Origin of the sequence: Serratia sp. (in: enterobacteria) (assembly GCF_046715635.1) — a bacterium.
Taxonomy (GTDB): Bacteria; Pseudomonadota; Gammaproteobacteria; order Enterobacterales; family Enterobacteriaceae; genus Chania.
In genome coordinates this window covers 1-18,435 of the sequence record NZ_JBKJYW010000208.1, presented here as the reverse complement: position 1 = coordinate 18,435, position 18,435 = coordinate 1, and the positions used below count along the sequence as shown (strand labels likewise).

Genomic DNA, 18,435 nt, shown 5'->3' with positions numbered 1-18,435 from the left:
GGGCAATCAGGCTGTGCGCTGTACATGACCAGCCGCAGGTGGTTGTCTTCATCGACAATGAACGAGGCGTGCTCAAAGGTCACTTCGCCTGCCCCTGCAACCAAGAAAGTGCGTTGCCCCTGACAGCGGCCATGAATATCGTGCTGTTGCCACAGCTGACGAAATTGGGGGGAAACATCGCTCAGGGCCTGAATGCGTTGCAACATGGTGGCATCTTGCGGGGCGCGGGCGTAATCACGGCGAAAGCTGGCCAGGATTTGCGGAGCCTGCTCCTGCCATCCCATCAACCGTTGATTGAGTTCGGGATCGGCAAACAGCATCCATAGCATATTGCGCTGTTGTGGCTGACGCTCACCGATGGCAAACAGGCGGTCCGCCGCCGGATTCCAGGCGATAATATCCCAGCTCAGGTTCATCACATAGGCCGGGCGCAGGGTGAGATCGTCCAGCAATCGGCGTACCAAGGGCGTGACCTGGCACCATTGATGGCCTGCTACCACCGGTGGCCGCTGATGTGCCAGTAAAAACAGATGATAGCGTTCGGTCGCATCCAGCTTTAGAACCCGCGCCAGATCTTCCAGAAATTCCACTGAAGCGTTGATTTCCCGCCCCTGTTCCAGCCAGGTATACCAAGTCAGGCCCACGCCCGCCAAAGCGGCAACCTCTTCACGCCTTAACCCTGGCGTACGCCGCCGTGTGCCGCTCGGCAAGCCAACGGCCTGGGGGGAGAGTTTTTCACGCTTCATACGCAGAAAATCTGCCAGCTCTTGGCGGGTGCGGTTAAGGGTACGTGGTGGCATCGGCGGTTCCTGTTACTTTTAGTAATAGTATAACTGGCTATATAGTAACAGTTTAAAGCATGTTCCATACTGCCGCCATCATGATATCAGGGGGCGTTATGGAACAGAGTTTGTCTGACAGAAAGGCCGGATTACCGGGGTTACCGGTGTTGTTGCTCGGTGGGTTCGTCACCATGTTCGATTTATTTGTGGTTAACGTGGCGGTGCCGGTGATCCAGCAGCAGTTCAACGCCAGCTTTGCCGAGGTTGGGCTGATTATCGCCGGTTATGAACTGGCTTTCGGCATTTTGCTGATTGCCGGTGGGCGATTGGGGGACCGTTTCGGTCGGCGGCGTATGTTCAACTGTGGCATGTTGGCTTTTGCGCTGACCTCGACGCTTTGCGGTCTGGCGGGTTCGCTGTGGGTGCTGATTATTGCCCGCTTTTTGCAAGGTGCAGCGGCCGCGCTGCTGTTTCCACAAATTTATGCCTTATTGCGTGTGCTATATGGCGAAGAGCAGCGGCGGCGAGCCTTTGCTCGTTTGGGGATGACGCTGGGGCTGGCGGCGATTTGTGGCCAGGTGTTGGGCGGCTTTATTATTGAGGCCAATATTCTGGGCAGCAGTTGGCGGATGATCTTTCTGATCAATCTGCCGATTGGCGTGCTGGCGGTGATGGCGGCGCGGCGTATTCCTGAATCCAGGCTGGCGCAGGCGCAGCGGCTGGATGCTAAAGGTCTGCTACTGGCCGCGTGTGGTTTGCTGTTGCTGCTGTTCCCGTTACTGGAAGGCCCATCGCGGCACTGGCCTTGGTGGACCGTGCCGATAATGGTGCTAGCGGTGGTGCTGTTAGGTTGGTTTGTGCGTTGGGAACGGCAACTTGCCCGTCACTCCGGTGATGCAGTGCTCGATCCGGCGCTATTTCGCCAAGGCTATTTTGCCCGCGGCACGGCAATTGTGCTGGCGATTTACTCCACCGCCTCCTCATTCTTTCTCTGTTTTGCCCTGCTGTTACAGGCCGGAATAGGGTTGACACCGTTCCAGGCGGGTTGCCTGTTCGCTCCGGCCAGCGCCGCCTTTATGCTGGCCTCCTTTTTGGCACCGGGCTGGGTACAACGTTGGGGGAATATTGTATTGGCAGGCGGGGTGGCGGTCTACGCCGCGGGCATGGTATTGCTGGTGGTGCAGGTGTTATGGGGACGCGCGCTCAGCCATCCGTTACAACTTTTACCCGGCCTGATGATTTTGGGCTTTGGCCAAGCGTTGAGTATGACGCCGCTGCTTAATTGGGTGCTTGGTTTGGCCAAGGATCATCAGGCAGGTATGGCAGCAGGCCTGGTTTCAACGGTGCAGCAGGTCGGCGGTGCTCTGGGGATTGCGGCCAGCGGCATGTTCTTTGTTCCGCTGCTGGCCGGGGGGGCTGAGCCACAGCACTATGCCAGAGCCTTTGCTGGTGCTATGGGCTACAACCTGTTGGCGATGCTGATTGCCTTGGTTTTGCTGCTCTACACCCATCGTCAGTTAGGAAGGGGCCATTAAGATATCATCGCGCCGGTTTGCATGGAAAATGAGCCAGAACCGCAGCGCTACCGATATCGACGGTGTGATCGAAGGACTACGAGCGGGTGATGATAGCCAACAACGGCTCGCAACGGAGGTTGAGCGCCGACGTGGATAAGGTATTCTTATCGCAAACCGAATCAGCGGAGCGAGCGATGGATTACAGCAAAATTATCAAAGAAATAGGCCGTGGCAAGAACCATGCGCGCGATCTGGATCGGCAAACGGCTTTTGAGCTCTATCAGGCGATGCTGGCCGATGCCGTGCCAGCGCTGGAGTTGGGAGCCATTCTGATCGCCATGCGTATCAAGGGGGAGGCTGAGGAGGAAATGCTCGGCTTCTATCAGGCGATGCAACAGCAGGTGATGCGGCTGCAACCCCCGCAGGGCCGCCCGATGCCGGTGGTGTTGCCCAGTTACAACGGCGCGCGTAAACAGGCTAACCTGACGCCGTTACTGGCGTTGTTGCTGGCCAGGGTAGGGTTGCCGGTGGTGGTTCATGGCGTAGTGAACGACAGCACGCGAGTCACCAGCGCAGAGATTTTCCGTGAGCTTGGGGTGCCTTGGTCTGAAGATCCTCTGGCCGCCCAACGGCGTTTGGACGAAGGAGATGCGGTGTTTATCCCGGTGTCGGCGCTTGCGCCAGCGTTGGAAAACCAGCTTGGCCTGCGCTGGAAGATGGGAGTGCGTAACAGTGCCCACACCCTGGCAAAATTGGCGACGCCGTTTGGTGACCAGGAGGTGCTGCGCATTGCCAGCGTTTCTCATCCGGAATACGTCGAGCGCGTTGCCTCATTTTTCTGCCAGATCGGCGCGCGGGGATTACTGATGCATGGTACCGAAGGGGAGGCCTATGCCAACCCGCAACGCTGCCCAAAAATCCACTATATCGTCGGCGGTGAGCAGCAGATTTTACTGGAACGGCCAGAACAGGATGTGCTGACGGAATTACCCACGGCTAAAGATGCCGCAACGACGGCGCGCTGGACGGAGCGTTGCCTGGCTGGCGAGGTAGCCATTCCCGAGCCTATCGCTCGGCAGATTGCCTGCTGCCTGGTCGCTACCGGCCAAGTGGAGACGTTGGAGCAGGGGCTGCTCAGACTGCGTTAATCTGCCCCATTGTTGTTCACTACCAGGGAAGAATGCATTCTCCCCTGGTGTTTATCACTGTTGTGTTGGTTATTATTAGTAAAAAAATCCTAAATCATCAGCCATATATTATTAACCACTTAAATTTAGGCTCCGCCTAGTGGTACTTACAATAAACTAGGGTAAAAGCGGTTAAAACTCAGGTGTGTAACTTTAGAGAAGTAGATTACACTCAGTTCATCAGCTTTGGGGTCTTGCAGGATTTTCCATCGATGGCGGAGGTTTGCTCCGTCTTGGTTGTAAAAAAGGACTTGTAAGCTACTCTATCTAAACCATAAGAAGAGAAGCGCTTAAAATACATAGACGGTTTTCCATTATGTATTTGGGTTATAGATCACGTTATTTCACATTCGTGGTTTGTATGTATTCATACAGTGCCAAGGGTAATCTTATAGGTCTGGATTATGAGTAAATATGATGATGTCCAACGATTTAAAGATAAGACGAATCTTAAAGATATTGATTATAAAGAATTTCCTCACGACGATGTGGCATCGACCCCACAGCGTTGGTCTATTGTTGATCAGGTGGCAAGCAATGGTGGCATCCCGGCCAGCAGTCCGCAGCCAACGCCGTTCAATAGCTCCGATCTCTTTTCCAGTGCGCCTTTAGATTTCGAACCGCCTGCACAACCGAATACGGTGATAACAGAAAATACTGCCCTGCCTGGCCATATTCCTCATAATTTTGAGCGTTTCGCTCCGCCGGTGGAGCCTAAACTCACCAAAACTGCTCAGCCGGAAAGTTCGCGCGCCGTTCCTGCTCAGGGAAACAATTTTAATTCCTCTGCAAGCGTTCCGCCATCCGCCCCGCAGCCAAAGAACCCACGTTTTAAGCAGATGTTCAGCAAGAAAACGTCCTCTGCCGGTGAAGTGATGGATGCTGGTCGCAATACATTACTCAAACCACTTTTAGAGTCTATTGCCTCATGCCGTTAGTTTGTGTTTGTTCTCCGAAAGGAGGGGTAGGGAAAACCACGGTTACTGCTAATCTGGCTTATGCATTGGCCCGCAGCGGCAGTAAGGTGTTGGTTGTCGATTTCGACACGCAGAATGCGTTAAGGCTGCATTTTGGCGTGCCTATTTCCGATAACCGAGGTTTTGTTGCCCAGTCGGCGAGTTTATCCGATTGGAGCCAGTTTATTCTCAAGGTTGGGCCGAACCTGTTCGTTTTACCTTACGGTGACGTCACCGACGAGCAGCGCCTTCAGTTTGATGACAATCTGCTCAATGAGCCCATGTTTATTCAACGCGGCTTGAGTGCGGTGCTGAAGATCCCCGGCATGGTGGTGATCGCCGATATGCCGCCGGGGCGCAACGCGGCAGTGCAGGCCATGCAGGCCGCGGCGGACATGCGCATTATGGTGTTGCTGGCCGATACCGCATCGCTCAGTTTATTGCCCAATATTGAGCAGCATAAGTTTATGAGTGCGCCCACCAGCAATGAAGTCGGCGAGTATTATGTGGTAAACCAGAGTGACATGCGGCGTACGTTGAGCAGGGACGTGACGCAATTCTTTGAGCAGCGTTTGCAAGACAAACTGCTGGGTACCATCCACCGCGATGAGTGTGTCCCAGAGGCTAACGCATCGCAACGGGCGATCATGGATATAAGCCCGGTGTCGGCTGCTGCATTTGATATTGAGCAGATCAGTAAAAAGGTCGCAGTAATTTTAGGGCTTAGTGTTGGAGATGGTACGTATCATCATACTACGTCTATTTATGGCTCTTCGTAAGGATTGTCTGGTTAGTTATGAATAAAATACTCTTTTATTTCTTACTGCTGTTGGCCTTACCTTTTATCCTGTTGATTATCATTGCCCCCATGAGCAGTGATAATCAGTATATTTTTGGCCTGATCTGTATTGCGATCGTGTTTATTTTAGGGGTAAGTAAAAGCAAAAAAGTTACCCTGGTCATGATTGTCATGTCGACCCTGATGTCATTACGTTACATCTACTGGCGCGCGACAGAAACCCTACATTTCAATAGTACGTTGGAAGCGGTGCTGGGGATTGCCCTGTTTATCACTGAGCTGTATGCCCTGGTGATATTGCTGTTTGGTTATATTCAGACCACCTGGTCATTAAAACGCACTATTGAACCGCTGCCCGACGACACGTCGCTCTGGCCAACGGTGGATGTCTATATTCCCACCTACAACGAAAGTATGGACGTGGTGCGCGACACCATCCTGGCGGCGCAGTGTATTGACTACCCAAAAGACAAGATGAAAATCTACGTGCTGGATGACGGCAAGCGCAATGAGTTTGCGGTTTTCTGTGCCGATGCGGGCGTGGGCTATATTACCCGCAATAATAACCATCATGCCAAAGCGGGTAATCTGAATAATGCGATGAAAGTGACCCACGGTGAATTGATCACCGTGTTTGATTGCGATCACGTGGCAACCCGCGCCTTCTTGCAGGCGACGGTCGGCAGCTTTCTGGTGGATGAGCGCCTGGCGTTGATCCAGACCCCGCACTATTTCTATTCCCAGGATCCGTTTGAACGCAACCTGTCAGAGGCCAGCAAAGTCCCTAACGAAGGCGCGCTGTTCTATGGGCCGGTGCAGCAGGGTAATGATAACTGGAACGCCACCTTCTTCTGCGGCTCCTGTGCCGTGATCCGTCGTTCGGCGCTGGAAGAGGTGGGCGGCTTTGCGATAGAAACCGTGACCGAAGATGCCCACACCGCCTTGAAGATGCAGCGCCGGGGTTGGAACACGGCATTCCTGGCATTGCCATTGGCAGCCGGGCTAGCTACCGAACGGTTGGGACTGCACGTCATCCAACGTACCCGCTGGGCGCGTGGCATGACGCAGATCTTCCGGGTGGATAATCCCTTGCTGGGGCGCGGCCTGACCTGGCAGCAGCGTTTATGCTACCTGAACGCCATGCTGCATTTCCAGTACGGCTTACCCAGGGTGATATTCTGCGTGGCACCGCTGGTTTATCTGCTGTTCAACCTCAATATCATCGCCTCCTCCGCCGGGCTGATTTTCGCCTATGTGTTACCGCATCTGGTGATGTCGATCTATATCAACTCCAGAGCCAACGGACGCTATCGCTATTCGTTCTGGGGGGAGATCTATGAAACGGTGATGTGCTTCCATCTGGTGATACCGACTCTGCTGACGATGATCTCGCCAAAGCATGGCAAGTTTAACGTGACGGATAAAGGGGCGTTGCTGGACGTGAACTATTTCGACTCCCATATTGTCCGGCCACACATTATCGCCGTGTCCTTGTTGTTAATCGGTACCGCCTGGGGCGTGATCCGCCTGGTGATGCCAGATCACTATGGCGCTAACCCGCAGGTTATTTGGCTAAATATTGCCTGGGCCAGTTTCAGCATGATTATCCTGCTGGCCGCCATTGCCGTAGCGCGGGAAACTCGCCAGGTCCGAAAAACCATCCGTATCGATGCCGCCTTGCCCGCGGTGCTGTATTTTGCCAGCGGCGCGGCGATGCGTACCGAAACCCTGGATCTCTCGATGGGCGGGGTCAAATTGAAAACCCCAGATGAGCGTTTCCTCAACGATCCGATCGAAGAGGTGGAAATATCGCTCAAGTCCGGTGCCGTCAGTTTCCCGGTGGAGCTGATCAACGCCGACAAGACGGTGACCCGCTTAATGTTCAAAGAGGTGCCGATTGAAAAACGGCGGGAGCTGGTGCGGGTAGTATTGGCGCGGGCAGATGCTTGGATCCGTACCAAACCTTTCCCACAGGATCGGCCACTACGCTCGTTGTTGGGCGTCCTGCGCTGTATTTTCGAGTTGTTCTATTTTTCCTGGCGCGATCGTCGGGCCAAAAAGCAGCAGCAGAAACGGCCTGAGCTAAAGCGGGATGAGGAACAAGCCCTATGAGCTGGGTGAAAACCAAGTTGCCGTCAGGCAGATCTATGTTCATTGCCCTGGTTAGCGGCTTGATGTTGGGAATGGGGCTTTCTGGTCTCGCCCTGGCGGCCGATCCGCAGCCTGCGCCGTCCTTTGCCAGCGATGGCGTCGAGATGCCCGGTTTTCCTACCTTGCCGCGGCCAACTGATGCTCCACCAGCGGGGGCAGTGCCGGGCAGTGTTGAGCAAACTGCTCCGCTTGATATCGCTACGCCACCGGTGACCGTCTTCAATCAGTCGCTCGCTTCCACGCTCAGCGTGGGCGAGATGGGGCAAACCACAGGATTGACGTTGAGCAACTGGCAACAGCAGTCCGGCTTCACCTTTACCTTACCCTCGGACTGGGTGGTAACGGACGGCAATCTGGTGCTGGATCTCGACATTTCCCCGGCCCTGATGGGAACCGATACCGAACTGCAACTGACGCTCAATGGGCAACCCTTGAGCACCCAGAAGCTGAACCAATTGCATGAAGGCAAGGTAAGTTTGCAGGTACCGATCCCGGCCGCCATGATCGTAGCGCGCAACAACCTGAGTTTCAGCATCGGCAATGGCAGCAATGCGGCTATGTTGTGCGAAAAGGGGGCGGCCAATAAATATTGGCTCAAGGTGCTGCCAACCAGCCAGTTACATCTGGAAAACCAGGTGCTGAATATCAGCCCGAACCTCGGCCGTTTCCCCAATCCGTTCTTCGATCCTCAGGCCATGCAACCCACCCTGGTGGACGTGATCTTCGGCCAGGAAAAACGGCCGGAAGAGGTGGCAGCTGCCGCTATCGTCAGCTCTTATCTGGGGAAAATTACGCGCCATAACAATCTGAAATTCCAGGTGTTGCAGGATAGCTTGCCTGAGCAGAATGGCATTATCTTTGCGCGCCCCGGCGAGCAGATTGGCCAGTTGACTCTGCCACAGGCCGATGGCCCGACCATTCAGATGATTGATAATCCGCTGAACCCGGTTTACAAGCTGCTGCTGGTGATGGGGCGTAACGCCACCGAGATGCGCCAGGCCGCCTATCGTCTGGTCAGCCAGCCGTTGCCGGAGAAAACCGCGTCGCTGGCGGTGAAGCCGGTGACTATTCCGGTGCACCAGCCCTACGACGCCCCGCGCTGGATTGATACCAGCAAGCCGGTCAGCTTTGATAAGCTGGTGGCCAGTAATGAGGAACTGACCGTCACTGGCGTTTACCATGACGCGGTGCGCATTGCTTTCCGTGCCGCCCCGGACCTGTTTATGTGGGATGGCAGAAACGTCCCGCTGCAAATCAACTACCGTTTCCCCACCGACAACGGGATCGATGAGAATAAATCCCAGCTCAGTGCCACGCTGAACGGCACCTTCCTGCGTAACCTTTCGGTGAACAAACGCGGACTGCTGGAGCTGCTGTGGCACCAGTTTGGCGGTGATATTCGCCAGGAACAATACACCTTGGCCCTGCCACCGTATCTGATTTACGGTGACAACATGCTGGAGCTTTATTTTTCTATCGTGCCGAAAAACGGCACCTCCTGCGATCCGGTGGATAGCAACACCCTCAAGAGCCATATCGGGCCCAACTCGTCTATTGACCTGAGCGATACCTACCATTTCACCGAGTTGCCCAATCTGTCTTATTACGTCGGTGCCTCCTTCCCATTCTCCAAGCTGGCGGACTTCTCGCAAACCGTGCTGTTAATGGCGGAAAAGCCTACGGTCAACGAAGTGCGTGCGCTGTTGAACCTGACTGCTCGTTCCGGTGCGGCTACTGGCAGCTCTGTGGGTAACGTGGATATCCGCTTTGGCCTGCGGGGCAACGAGAACGAGTTAGACGACTTCAAGGGCAAGGATGTGCTGGTGGTCGCCTCACTGGCTCAGAGCGCTTTCTATCAGCGGCTGTTGCAACAGGTGCCTTTTGCGCTAAACGATAGCGGCGCGCTGGCGGTGAAGGCGCAGCCTACGCTGGAAAAACTGCAGTCCTACCTGAAAGGCAACTGGCGGACCCAGGGCATCGACGCCGATCGCTATCTCTCCTCATTGACGGACTGGCGTGGATTTTTCAGCTTCCGTTCCGGTTGGGATCCGCAACGGGTGGTGGTAGTGGCCAGCGCCTCTTCCGACGATGGCCTGAACAAGATCTATGGCGATCTGAAATTGGCCCGGATCAACGCCGGGGTGCGTGGCGATCTGGCGGTGATCACCGATCAGAACGGCGTACGCAGTTTCCAGGTTGGCGAACAGTTTCCGAGCGGGGAGCTGCCCTGGTATCTGATCTTTATCTGGTATGCCAGTAAACATGTGGTGCTTTTATCCCTGACCGTGTTAGGGATTTCCGTGGTGTTGGGGCTGGGGCTGTATATTTTGCTACGCAAGCACGCCGCCAAACGCCTGGGGAGAGATGCAGAAGATGAAAGTTAAAACACGTCTCGACCAGAAGCTAGACAGGAGCCGCCAATGAACCTATTGCTGAAAAAGAAACTGTATTGGGTCTCTCTGGCCGGGCTGACGATTTTTTCGGTGTCGGCGTTGGCGGATGACAATAACCCGGCGCTGAAGGCCCTGTTTCAACAGGCGGCTTACTGGCATGACAAATCGCATGACGAATTGGCCCAGGGGGCGTTGCAGAAAGTCCTGCTGATCGACGAGAACAACGCCGAGGCGATGTATCTGCTCTCCCTATATGCCATGCAGGGCGGGGATAAGGCCAAGGCCGAAATCTGGCGTAAAAAACTGAGTGCCGTCGCGCCTAACGACCCTCGTCTCCAGGCGTTGAGTAACACCGAAGCCGCTCCGTCGGTCTCCAAGAATCTGTTAGCGCAGGCTCGGCAGTTGGCGGCCAAAGGGGAGTTTGCCCAGGCGGCTGCGGCCTATCAGGCTGTGTTCAACGGCAAGACACCGATCGATAACCTTGCCAATGAGTATTACCTCACCTTGGCGGGGTCACCGGCAGGCAGGCAGGAGGCGATTGACGGCCTCAAACAGCGGTTGGCTATTCAGCCTAATGACTCGCAAACCCGTGTGGTGCTGGGCAAGGTACTGACCTATCAGGAATCGACCCGCCGTGAGGGGATCGAGATGTTGGCGGCGATGGCTCCGAGCAATAATGAGGCGGACCAGGCGTTGAAACAGGCGCTGCTGTGGCTGGCACCGCAACCGGCTGACAAGCCTCTTTATGATGCCTATCAGCAACGGCACCCGGCGGACAAAGCCGTGGCAGCCTATTTTCAACAGAATATTGCCGGTTCGGCCAAAGGCGTAGGATTCTCCGAGCTGAATAAAGGCGATCTGGGCAGCGCCAAGGATCAGTTTGCCGCTATCCTGGCCAGCAACCCGAATGATGCCGATGCTCTGGCAGGGATGGGATTTACGGCGATGCGCAGCGGCGACTTCGCGCAGGCAGAAAACTACCTCACCCAGGCGGCAAAACAGGGGGGGCCACAGAGTGCGCAGTGGGGAGCTTTGGCTCAGGAAGCGGCGTTTTACGCGACATTGGACAAAGCCAAGCAGGCTGCCAACGCAGGCCAATTGGATGAAGCCTTGGCGATCAGTGCGCCCCTGAGTCGTGCAACAGGGGATAAAGGCAATGCGGCGACGCTGTTCCGGGCCGACCTGGCACGTAAGAAAGGGGATTTTACGGCCTCCGAGCAGATGTATCGCGGCTTGCTGACGCAAAACCCGCAGAATAATGACGCCAGGCTGGGGCTGTATTATCTGTTGCAGCAACAGCGTGACAAAGGCCCGGAAGCCGCACAGATCCTGCAAACTATCCCAGCCGATCAACGGCCCAAAGTTCCGCAGGCGGTAGTGGGGGTGAATATCGATCCTCAGCGCAGACAGGCCGAGGCCGCCATGCAGAATGGCGATCCACAGCGTGCGATGATGATCCTGCAACAGGCGCTGGAAAAGCAGCCCTCGAACGTTTGGGTCCGCCTGGATATGGCGCGTATCCTGAACAAACAGGGGCAAGAGTTGCAGGCGCAAACCTTGATCTCCCCGCTGATGCAGGTTGGCGCTTCACCAGACAGCCTGTACGCGGCAGCGCTGTTTGCCTCAGAACGTAACGACTGGCTGAACGTGTCCACCCTGATGGCGCGTATCCCGCAAGGGAGACAGAACAGCAGCATGCGGGCATTGGCAGCCACCGCGTCGGCCAACCAGCAGCGTGCCAGCGCAGAGAGCTATCTTCGGCAGGGCAATACGGCCAGCGCGGCGGTTATCTTGCGGCAGCTGGCGCAAAAGCCGCCGACTGAGCCCGCAGCCCTTGGGGAACTGGCCAAAGATTTGATGACGGTGGGGGATACCTCAACGGCGGTCCAACTGGTGCGTGACAACATGCGCCTGGGGGTTAAAGGCAATGCGGGTGATTACGCGGCCCAGATCGCAGTACTCAATCAGGCGGGATTAAGCCAGGAAGCCGATGCCTGGCTGAATAACCCGGCGCTGCGGGCGCGCAGTTCAACCCGCGAGATTGGGCAACTGCGCAACGGCAGCGTGATCAATGAGGCGGATAAACTGCGTTTACAAGGGCAGTACAGCGCCGCGTATGACAAGCTGATCGGCGCGTTGCAAAACGATCCGCAAAATACCGATATCATGCTGGCGATGGGGCGTCTCTATCAGTCTGGCAACATGAACAAAGAGGCCGGGCAGGTTTACAACTACCTGCTCAGCCGTGACAGTCTTAACCAGGGCGCGCGCGAAGGTGCCGTTGGGGTTGCGTTGTCCGAAGGCGATGTCGATCGGGCCAAGCTGCTGCTGCGTGGCTTGCCTGCGCTGAAAACGCCGGATCAGTTGATGCTGGCAGCGCGCGTTGCTCAAGCGGACGGTAACTATCCACAGGCAATGGTGTTTCTGCGTGAGGCGAAAAACCGGGCCAACGGCGTAACCGGTGCGCCAGGCGGGGGGGCGGCAGTGATTGGCGGTTTGCGGCTGGCGGATAATCCGTTTGCCGCGCAGAGCACGACTTCACCCAACGTTGACAGCTCTTCCTCGGCATACGGTGAGGTGCTGCCTTGGCAGGTTGCTGCTCCTGGTTACGCCCGAGCGCCGCAAGCTGTGGTGAAAAACCCAACCCTGCAGCAAATCGACAAAATGATCGACGAGGTGCAGAACAAGACCGCTACCTGGGTACAGGGGAATATATCTCTGCGCGATAACAGCAGTGGTGAAAACGGCCTGAGTAATATCACGGAAGTGAGAAGCCCGATCACCCTGTCAGGCATGCCGTTTGATAATGGCAGGCTCAGTTTTGATGTCACGCCGGTGATGCTGAAATCCGGGACGCCTTCTGACAGCGCCAACAGCCGTTTTGGTACCGGGGCGCTGCAACAGGCCAGGGCTATCGAGGCCGCGACTCAGGCCTCCGTCATTGCCTCACAGACCTCGATTGCTGCCGCACAGGCCGCCGATCTGCGTTATCAGCAACTGCATGCTACCCGCGATAGCCTGTGTTCTATTGACGCCACTTCGCCAGAGTGTACCGCCGCCACAGTGGCGCAGGATCAGGCCTTTAACGAAAGGCAGACGTTGGCTGGCCTGGTGACACAGCCGAAGACCTTTGGCCCTAACGATATCTATGCCGACTCACCGGGGCAGCAGCAAGATACCGGTGTAGAGTTGGCGCTAGCCCTCAGCGGCGACAGCTATAAGCTGGACGTGGGCAGTACGCCGATGGGCAGCGGCATCAGCTCGGTGGTGGGTGGGGTGAAATGGTCGCCCAAGCTGACCGATCATTCAACGCTGGATCTGTCGCTTGAGCGCCGTGCCGTCAAAGATAGCCTGCTCTCCTATGTCGGTACCGAAGATACCATTACCGGCAAGAAATGGGGGGCGGTGACCAAGAATGGCGGTGGCGTAAATCTTGGATACGATGATGGCGTGCTCGGAGCCTACGGTGGCGCGGGGTATTACAGCTACGTGGGTGATAATGTGGCGGATAACCATAGCGTGACCGGCATCCTGGGAGCCTACATCCGCCCTTATAAGGATGATGACAGTGAGCTGAAGGTTGGCGTTAACGTCAACTATATGGATTTTGATAAAAACCTGAGCTACTTCAGCTATGGCCAAGGGGGTTACTTCAGTCCGCAGGACTACCTCAGCATCTCGCTGCCGGTGGAGTACACCAAAAAACAGGATAACTTCACCTATATTCTGAGCGGCAACGTCGGTTATCAGACCTATAACAATCAGGAAAGCCTGTATTACCCGAACGATCCGCTGCTCCAGTCACAGCTGGAAAACCTGGTCAGCCAGGGTTACGGCGCTGAGTCCAGGTATGCCAGCGAGGACAAGAGTGGTATTGGCTACAGCCTGAAGGCGGGGGGAACCTATAAGGTCACGCCAAGCGTGTTGGTTGGGGGGCAGTTGGGTTATGACACTTTCGGCAGCTATTCCGAGAGCACGGCTTTGCTCTATTTTAAATATCTGTTAGATGGAAAATAACCATGCAAGATATTAACAATACCTCGTTTGAGCTTGATTATTATCGCCAGCGTCAGTTTAAGGCGGGTTGGCAGGATCTGATCGAAGTGGTGTTCTCCGGCATTCTGGCTTCTGCTGATGATACGGACAGCCGCGATTTTCTGCGTCTGATGGGGGGCAACCTGGCGAAGAAACTGCCGTTACCGGAGGCGGAAACGGTAGGGGAGTTGGAGGATGCCCTCAATGCCCTATTGCGTCAGTTTGACTGGGGCAGGGTGCAGATTGAGGCGAATGGTGAGCAGATGATCCTGACCCATTTTGCCTACCCGCACAGCGCCGATCCGGCCAACGAGGACGTCTGGGCACTCTCTTTTGCCACCGTTCTTGAGGGGGCCTATGACGCCTGGCTGTTGGCTCAGGGCGGTGAGCCGCAAGTTTCCCTGCGCTGGCGCAGCCCGGCCAAGGATAACACCCTGGTCTTTTGCTATAGAAACGAGCAACGAAGGTAAACATGGTGGCGAAAAGCAGGTCTGGTAGGCTCCGCGTACTCCTGCTTTGGCTGGGGTTGGTGTTTTCCCTTGGTAGCCAGGCTGCCGACAGCGGTTGGGCGCAATACAAACAGCGTTTTCTATTACCTGACGGGCGGATTGTCGATACCGGCAATAACAACGTCAGCCATACCGAAGGGCAGGGGTTTGCCATGCGGTTGGCGGTCTACAATAACGATCGTCCCGCGTTTGACAAACTCTGGCAATGGACTCGCAACACCTTGTATCGTCAGGATATAGGCCTGTTTTCCTGGCGCTATGAGCCAGGGAAGGCGGTGCCAATAGCCGATAAAAACAACGCTACCGATGGTGATATCTTTATCGCCTGGGCGTTGCTGGCGGCGGGGAAACGCTGGAATGTTCCCGCCTATCTCGCTTCCTCGGCGCAGATACAGCAAGCCCTGCTCAAACACACCGTGATCGACTACGCCGGTTATCGGGTGATGTTACCCGGTGCTAACGGTTTCAGGCAAAACGGTTCGGTGATCGTTAATCCTTCCTATTTTGTCTTTCCCGCCTGGCACGCATTTTACCAAGAAAGCCATTTGCCAGCGTGGAAAAAGCTCATCGACGATAGCATGACCATGGTCAGCAGAATGCGCTTTGGCAAACAGCATCTTCCCAGCGACTGGGTCACGCTACAGGCCAATGGGCAAATGGCTCCGGCTAGCGATTGGCCGCCGCGCTTTGGTTTTGATGCGGTGCGGGTTCCGCTCTATCTCTATTGGGACAAGGCCGACAGCCTGTCACTGAGTCCGTTTGCCAGCTTTTGGCGCGGCTTTGATCGCCGGGCGACACCGGCCTGGCAGGATGTGCTTAGCGGCCAGCGCTCTGAGTATAATCAAAGCCCAGGAATGAGGGCGGTCAGGGATCTGACGGTGGGGGACCGGGGGCCGCTGAAAGATCGCCTGGCACCCGATGAGGATTACTATTCTGCCAGCTTGCACCTGCTGGCCTACTGGGCACAGCGCAGCCAGCTTGTCCCCTCACCCCAACCCTCTCCCACAGGGAGAGGGAGCTGGTAGCCCCTGCTCGTTTGGAAGTAAAGAGGTCATCTTGGCAAACTCGAACGGTCCCTTCTCCTTGGGGGATGTACAGGGGGAGAGGGAGCTGGTAGCCCTGCTAGTTTGGAAGTAAAGAGGTAGTCTCAGCAAACTCGATCGCCTCCTCATCTAAGGTGAGCCACTCTAATTTCAAGCCAACTCGATCGGTCCCCTCTCCTTGGGGAGAGGGTTAGGGTGAGGGGCATTACTCGACTACCACAAGCGCCTTGCCGGGCTTTATGCTATCTTACGCGCCAGAAAACCCTTTCAGAGAGCCCGTCACGGTGGAAAAAAAGAAAAGTTTCCCGCAGCAGAAAAGCGGCCTGCATCCGCGCAATCGCCATCGCTCACGCTATGATTTCCCTACCCTGATCGCCACCTGTCCGGGATTGGAACCCTTTGTGAAGCCCAACGCCTGGGGCGATATCTCGGTGGATTTCGCCGATCCTGCCGCGGTGAAAATGCTCAACCGTGCCTTGCTGATGCACTTTTACGGCATCGAACATTGGGATATCCCGGCCGACTATCTTTGCCCGCCGATCCCGGGGCGTGCCGATTATCTGCATCACCTGGCCGATCTGCTGGCGACCAGCAATGGCGGCGAGATCCCGCGTGGTAAAGGTGTGGCGATCCTGGATATCGGCGTGGGGGCCAACTGTATTTACCCGATCATCGGCCAGCGCGAATATGGCTGGCGCTTTACCGGCTCGGAAACCGATCCGGTCTCGCTGGGGGCGGCCAAGATGATCGTGGCGATGAACCCGACGTTAAAAAATACCGTGCGCCTGCGCCAGCAGAAACAGCTGGAGTGTATCTTCAACGGCATTATCGGCGTTGCCGAGCGCTTCGATGCCACCTTGTGTAACCCGCCGTTCCACGGTTCCGAGCAGGAAGCGCGCGCTAGCACCCGCCTCAAGTTGCATAAGCTGGGCAAAGGGGCGGTGGCGGAAAAGCCGGTACAGAACTTCGGTGGCAAGAACAACGAACTGTGGTGCGAAGGAGGCGAAGAGGCCTTTGTGCGCAAGATGGTTGAAGAGAGCGTCGGTAAAGCGCAGAACTGCCTGTGGTTCACCTCGCTGATCTCGAAAAACACCACGTTGCCTGCCATCTATTATGCGCTCAAGCAGGCCGGGGCCGCTGAGGTGCGCACCATCGAAATGGCACAGGGGCAGAAGATTAGCCGCTTTGTGGCCTGGACCTTCCTTGATGCCGAGCAGCAAGCCGCCTGGGCGGCAGAGCGCTGGCAGTAATTGCCCGACCGTTGTCGGCGATCGTGCCGGCAACGATTATTTATTCTTGGGTTCCTTTCATTCTGTCTGGCTTGCGTTATCCTCAATATTGTTAATCAATTCCCACGCTGTTCATGAGTTAAAAAATAATAATAGCCTAGCTTAACCAAAGTTTTTATCCAGTTAATCTGGAGCATTGTCGTGCGCCATTGCCAGGGGATCGTGCGTTTGTTGGTGAGCAAGAAATGCAGAAAAAATAGAGAGTGCTCGCCGTTAACTCCATCTGCCAGAAGGATTTACCCGATGTTTTTAAACCTCCGTCAGTCAAATACCCCTTGGCGTGCCGAATTAGATGCCATTGAAGATGCGGTAGCGATGATCGTATTTAAACCCGACGGCACCGTATTACGTGCCAACGATCTGTTCTTGCAAACTATGGGATTTGAGCGTCAGGAAGTGATTGGGCAGCATCATCGTGTTTTCTGCGATAAAAATTATGTGGCCAGCCTGGCCTATCAACGCCATTGGCAAAAGTTAAACAGTGGCGAAGCTATTACCGATAATATCAGGCGCATTCGCAAAGACGGAGAAGTGGTCTGGCTGCAGGGGACTTATACCCCGGTGTTAAATAAGCACGGTGAGGTGGTGGAGATCATCAAGATTGCCAGCGAGGTGACCAGCCGTATCACTCAGGCCCAGGAGCATCAAAGCCTGTTAACGGCGCTGAATCGCTCAATGGCGATGATCACTTTCTCGCCAACCGGCATTATCCTGGATGCCAACGAGAATATGCTCGATCTGATGGGGTATCGGTTAGAAGAGGCACGCGATCAGGCACACAGCATACTCTGTACGCCGGAATTTGCTCACTCTGACGAGTATTATCAGCACTGGCAACGGCTGGCTAGAGGGGAGTTTTTGACCGGTCGCTTCGAGCGCATCAACCGGCGTGGGGAGCGGGTATGGCTGGAAGCCAGCTATAACCCAATCATCGACAACGAAGGGCGGGTATTAAAGGTGGTGAAAATCGCCCAGGACATCACTCGCCAAACGTTCCAACAGCAGCATGAAGAGGAAATGGTGCGTAATGTCCACCATCTCTCCATGGGGACCGATAAAACTGCTGCCCAAGGAGCGGTCATTGTCCAGCAGGCGGTGCAGGGGATGCAGCAGGTAGAGGTGGCTGCCCGGCAGACTTCGGACGTGGTCAGCGACTTGGGGCGTTGCTCGCAGCAGATTGGCAACATGGTTGAGGCGATCCGCAAAATTGCTGCCCAGACTAATCTGCTGGCGATTAACGCCTCGATCGAGGCGGCGCATGCGGGCGAGCATGGGCGCGGTTTCGCCGTGGTGGCTAATGAGGTGCGTACCTTGGCCGAGCAGTCCCGTAAAGCGGCCAGCGAGATTGAGCAAGTCACCAAGACCATTCAGCAAGGGGTAACGGCGGCAATCAACAAGATGGTGACCTGTGTGGAACAGGCAGGCGGCGGTGTGGCGCTAGCCAAGGATGCCGGGGAGGTGATCAATCAGGTCAATGTGGGTATGCAGGACGTGGTCAAGCTGATGCAGGCGTTTACCTCGGTCAAACAGAGTGACGTGATCCACTGAGGTTCTGTATCTGAGGCGGTTAAACGGACGCAGCATCCAGCGCCTCTTAGGTTGAACATGTCATTGAGCAACATTGTCATCAATAAAAAGCCCCTTGCGGGGCTTTTTATTAGCGCGTCAGGAAACGTGCTGCAAGAACTCGCGCAGGCGTGGGCTAGGCGGGTTGTTAATCAGGTCATGAGGATTGCCATCTTCGGCGATCCGGCCTTTGTCGATAAAGATCAGG

General features: G+C 55.6%; 12 protein-coding genes and 1 pseudogene. 11 read left to right on the top strand and 2 right to left on the bottom strand.

Annotated features, from left to right (window positions below; translation table 11 throughout):
• The coding region (locus ACLQ7H_RS10410) for a helix-turn-helix transcriptional regulator (RefSeq protein ID WP_411752593.1) at nucleotides 1-800 on the bottom strand (800 nt) is incomplete at its 3' end.
• Between the two features lie 98 nt (nucleotides 801-898).
• Between ACLQ7H_RS10410 and ACLQ7H_RS10405 the strand changes: the two genes are divergently transcribed.
• The 11 genes from ACLQ7H_RS10405 (at nucleotide 899) to ACLQ7H_RS10355 (ending at nucleotide 18,209) form a co-directional block, all read left to right on the top strand.
• A complete protein-coding gene (locus ACLQ7H_RS10405; protein ID WP_411752592.1) occupies nucleotides 899-2,317 on the top strand; it encodes an MFS transporter in 1,419 nt (472 codons plus the stop codon).
• A gap of 176 nt (nucleotides 2,318-2,493) precedes the next feature.
• The gene (gene ybiB, locus ACLQ7H_RS10400) at nucleotides 2,494-3,447 is read left to right on the top strand and encodes a DNA-binding protein YbiB (RefSeq protein ID WP_411752591.1); all 954 of its coding nucleotides are present in this window, start codon (nucleotides 2,494-2,496) and stop codon (nucleotides 3,445-3,447) included.
• A 443-nt stretch (nucleotides 3,448-3,890) separates the two neighbouring features.
• Nucleotides 3,891-4,424, top strand: coding sequence for a hypothetical protein (locus tag ACLQ7H_RS10395; RefSeq protein WP_411752590.1), 534 nt, complete (start codon nucleotides 3,891-3,893; stop codon nucleotides 4,422-4,424).
• Nucleotides 4,415-5,221, top strand: coding sequence for a cellulose biosynthesis protein BcsQ (gene bcsQ, locus ACLQ7H_RS10390; protein WP_411752589.1), 807 nt, complete (start codon nucleotides 4,415-4,417; stop codon nucleotides 5,219-5,221). The genes ACLQ7H_RS10395 and bcsQ overlap by 10 nt, the downstream gene beginning before the upstream one ends.
• Nucleotides 5,222-5,238: 17 nt before the next feature.
• A complete protein-coding gene (gene bcsA / locus ACLQ7H_RS10385) occupies nucleotides 5,239-7,353 on the top strand; it encodes a UDP-forming cellulose synthase catalytic subunit (protein WP_411752588.1) in 2,115 nt (704 codons plus the stop codon).
• Nucleotides 7,350-9,776, top strand: a complete 2,427-nt coding sequence (gene bcsB / locus ACLQ7H_RS10380) for a cellulose biosynthesis cyclic di-GMP-binding regulatory protein BcsB (RefSeq protein ID WP_411752587.1) — start codon at nucleotides 7,350-7,352, stop codon at nucleotides 9,774-9,776. The genes bcsA and bcsB overlap by 4 nt, the downstream gene beginning before the upstream one ends.
• A 36-nt stretch (nucleotides 9,777-9,812) precedes the next feature.
• Nucleotides 9,813-13,802 carry a cellulose synthase subunit BcsC-related outer membrane protein gene (locus tag ACLQ7H_RS10375; RefSeq protein WP_411752586.1) on the top strand — a complete coding sequence of 1,330 codons (3,990 nt, stop codon included), beginning with the start codon at nucleotides 9,813-9,815 and terminating at the stop codon, nucleotides 13,800-13,802.
• A gap of 2 nt (nucleotides 13,803-13,804) precedes the next feature.
• On the top strand, nucleotides 13,805-14,290 hold the full coding sequence (bcsD, locus tag ACLQ7H_RS10370) for a cellulose biosynthesis protein BcsD (RefSeq protein ID WP_411752585.1): 486 nt from the start codon (nucleotides 13,805-13,807) through the stop codon (nucleotides 14,288-14,290).
• A gap of 2 nt (nucleotides 14,291-14,292) precedes the next feature.
• Nucleotides 14,293-15,354, top strand: coding sequence for a glycosyl hydrolase family 8 (locus ACLQ7H_RS10365; RefSeq protein ID WP_411752584.1), 1,062 nt, complete (start codon nucleotides 14,293-14,295; stop codon nucleotides 15,352-15,354).
• Nucleotides 15,355-15,656: 302 nt separating this feature from the next.
• Complete coding sequence (gene rlmF, locus ACLQ7H_RS10360) at nucleotides 15,657-16,622, top strand: 23S rRNA (adenine(1618)-N(6))-methyltransferase RlmF (protein ID WP_167669095.1); 966 nt, start codon at nucleotides 15,657-15,659, stop codon at nucleotides 16,620-16,622.
• Nucleotides 16,623-16,904: 282 nt separating this feature from the next.
• A complete protein-coding gene (locus ACLQ7H_RS10355; RefSeq protein WP_411752583.1) occupies nucleotides 16,905-18,209 on the top strand; it encodes a methyl-accepting chemotaxis protein in 1,305 nt (434 codons plus the stop codon).
• A gap of 117 nt (nucleotides 18,210-18,326) precedes the next feature.
• Here the strand turns inward: ACLQ7H_RS10355 and ACLQ7H_RS10350 are convergent.
• Nucleotides 18,327-18,435: pseudogene (locus ACLQ7H_RS10350) on the bottom strand (amino acid ABC transporter ATP-binding protein); the annotation flags it as partial.

Excerpts from the sequence above, each read along its gene's own strand:
- ACLQ7H_RS10355 (WP_411752583.1), top strand. The coding sequence starts at position 16,905 with ATGTTTTTAAACCTCCGTCAGTCAAATACCCCTTGGCGTGCCGAATTA.
- bcsD (WP_411752585.1), top strand. The coding sequence starts at position 13,805 with ATGCAAGATATTAACAATACCTCGTTTGAGCTTGATTATTATCGCCAG.
- bcsA (WP_411752588.1), top strand. The coding sequence starts at position 5,239 with ATGAATAAAATACTCTTTTATTTCTTACTGCTGTTGGCCTTACCTTTT.
- bcsB (WP_411752587.1), top strand. The coding sequence starts at position 7,350 with ATGAGCTGGGTGAAAACCAAGTTGCCGTCAGGCAGATCTATGTTCATT.
- ACLQ7H_RS10375 (WP_411752586.1), top strand. The coding sequence starts at position 9,813 with ATGAACCTATTGCTGAAAAAGAAACTGTATTGGGTCTCTCTGGCCGGG.
- ACLQ7H_RS10395 (WP_411752590.1), top strand. The coding sequence starts at position 3,891 with ATGAGTAAATATGATGATGTCCAACGATTTAAAGATAAGACGAATCTT.
- ACLQ7H_RS10405 (WP_411752592.1), top strand. The coding sequence starts at position 899 with ATGGAACAGAGTTTGTCTGACAGAAAGGCCGGATTACCGGGGTTACCG.
- ACLQ7H_RS10365 (WP_411752584.1), top strand. The coding sequence starts at position 14,293 with ATGGTGGCGAAAAGCAGGTCTGGTAGGCTCCGCGTACTCCTGCTTTGG.
- ybiB (WP_411752591.1), top strand. The coding sequence starts at position 2,494 with ATGGATTACAGCAAAATTATCAAAGAAATAGGCCGTGGCAAGAACCAT.
- bcsQ (WP_411752589.1), top strand. The coding sequence starts at position 4,415 with ATGCCGTTAGTTTGTGTTTGTTCTCCGAAAGGAGGGGTAGGGAAAACC.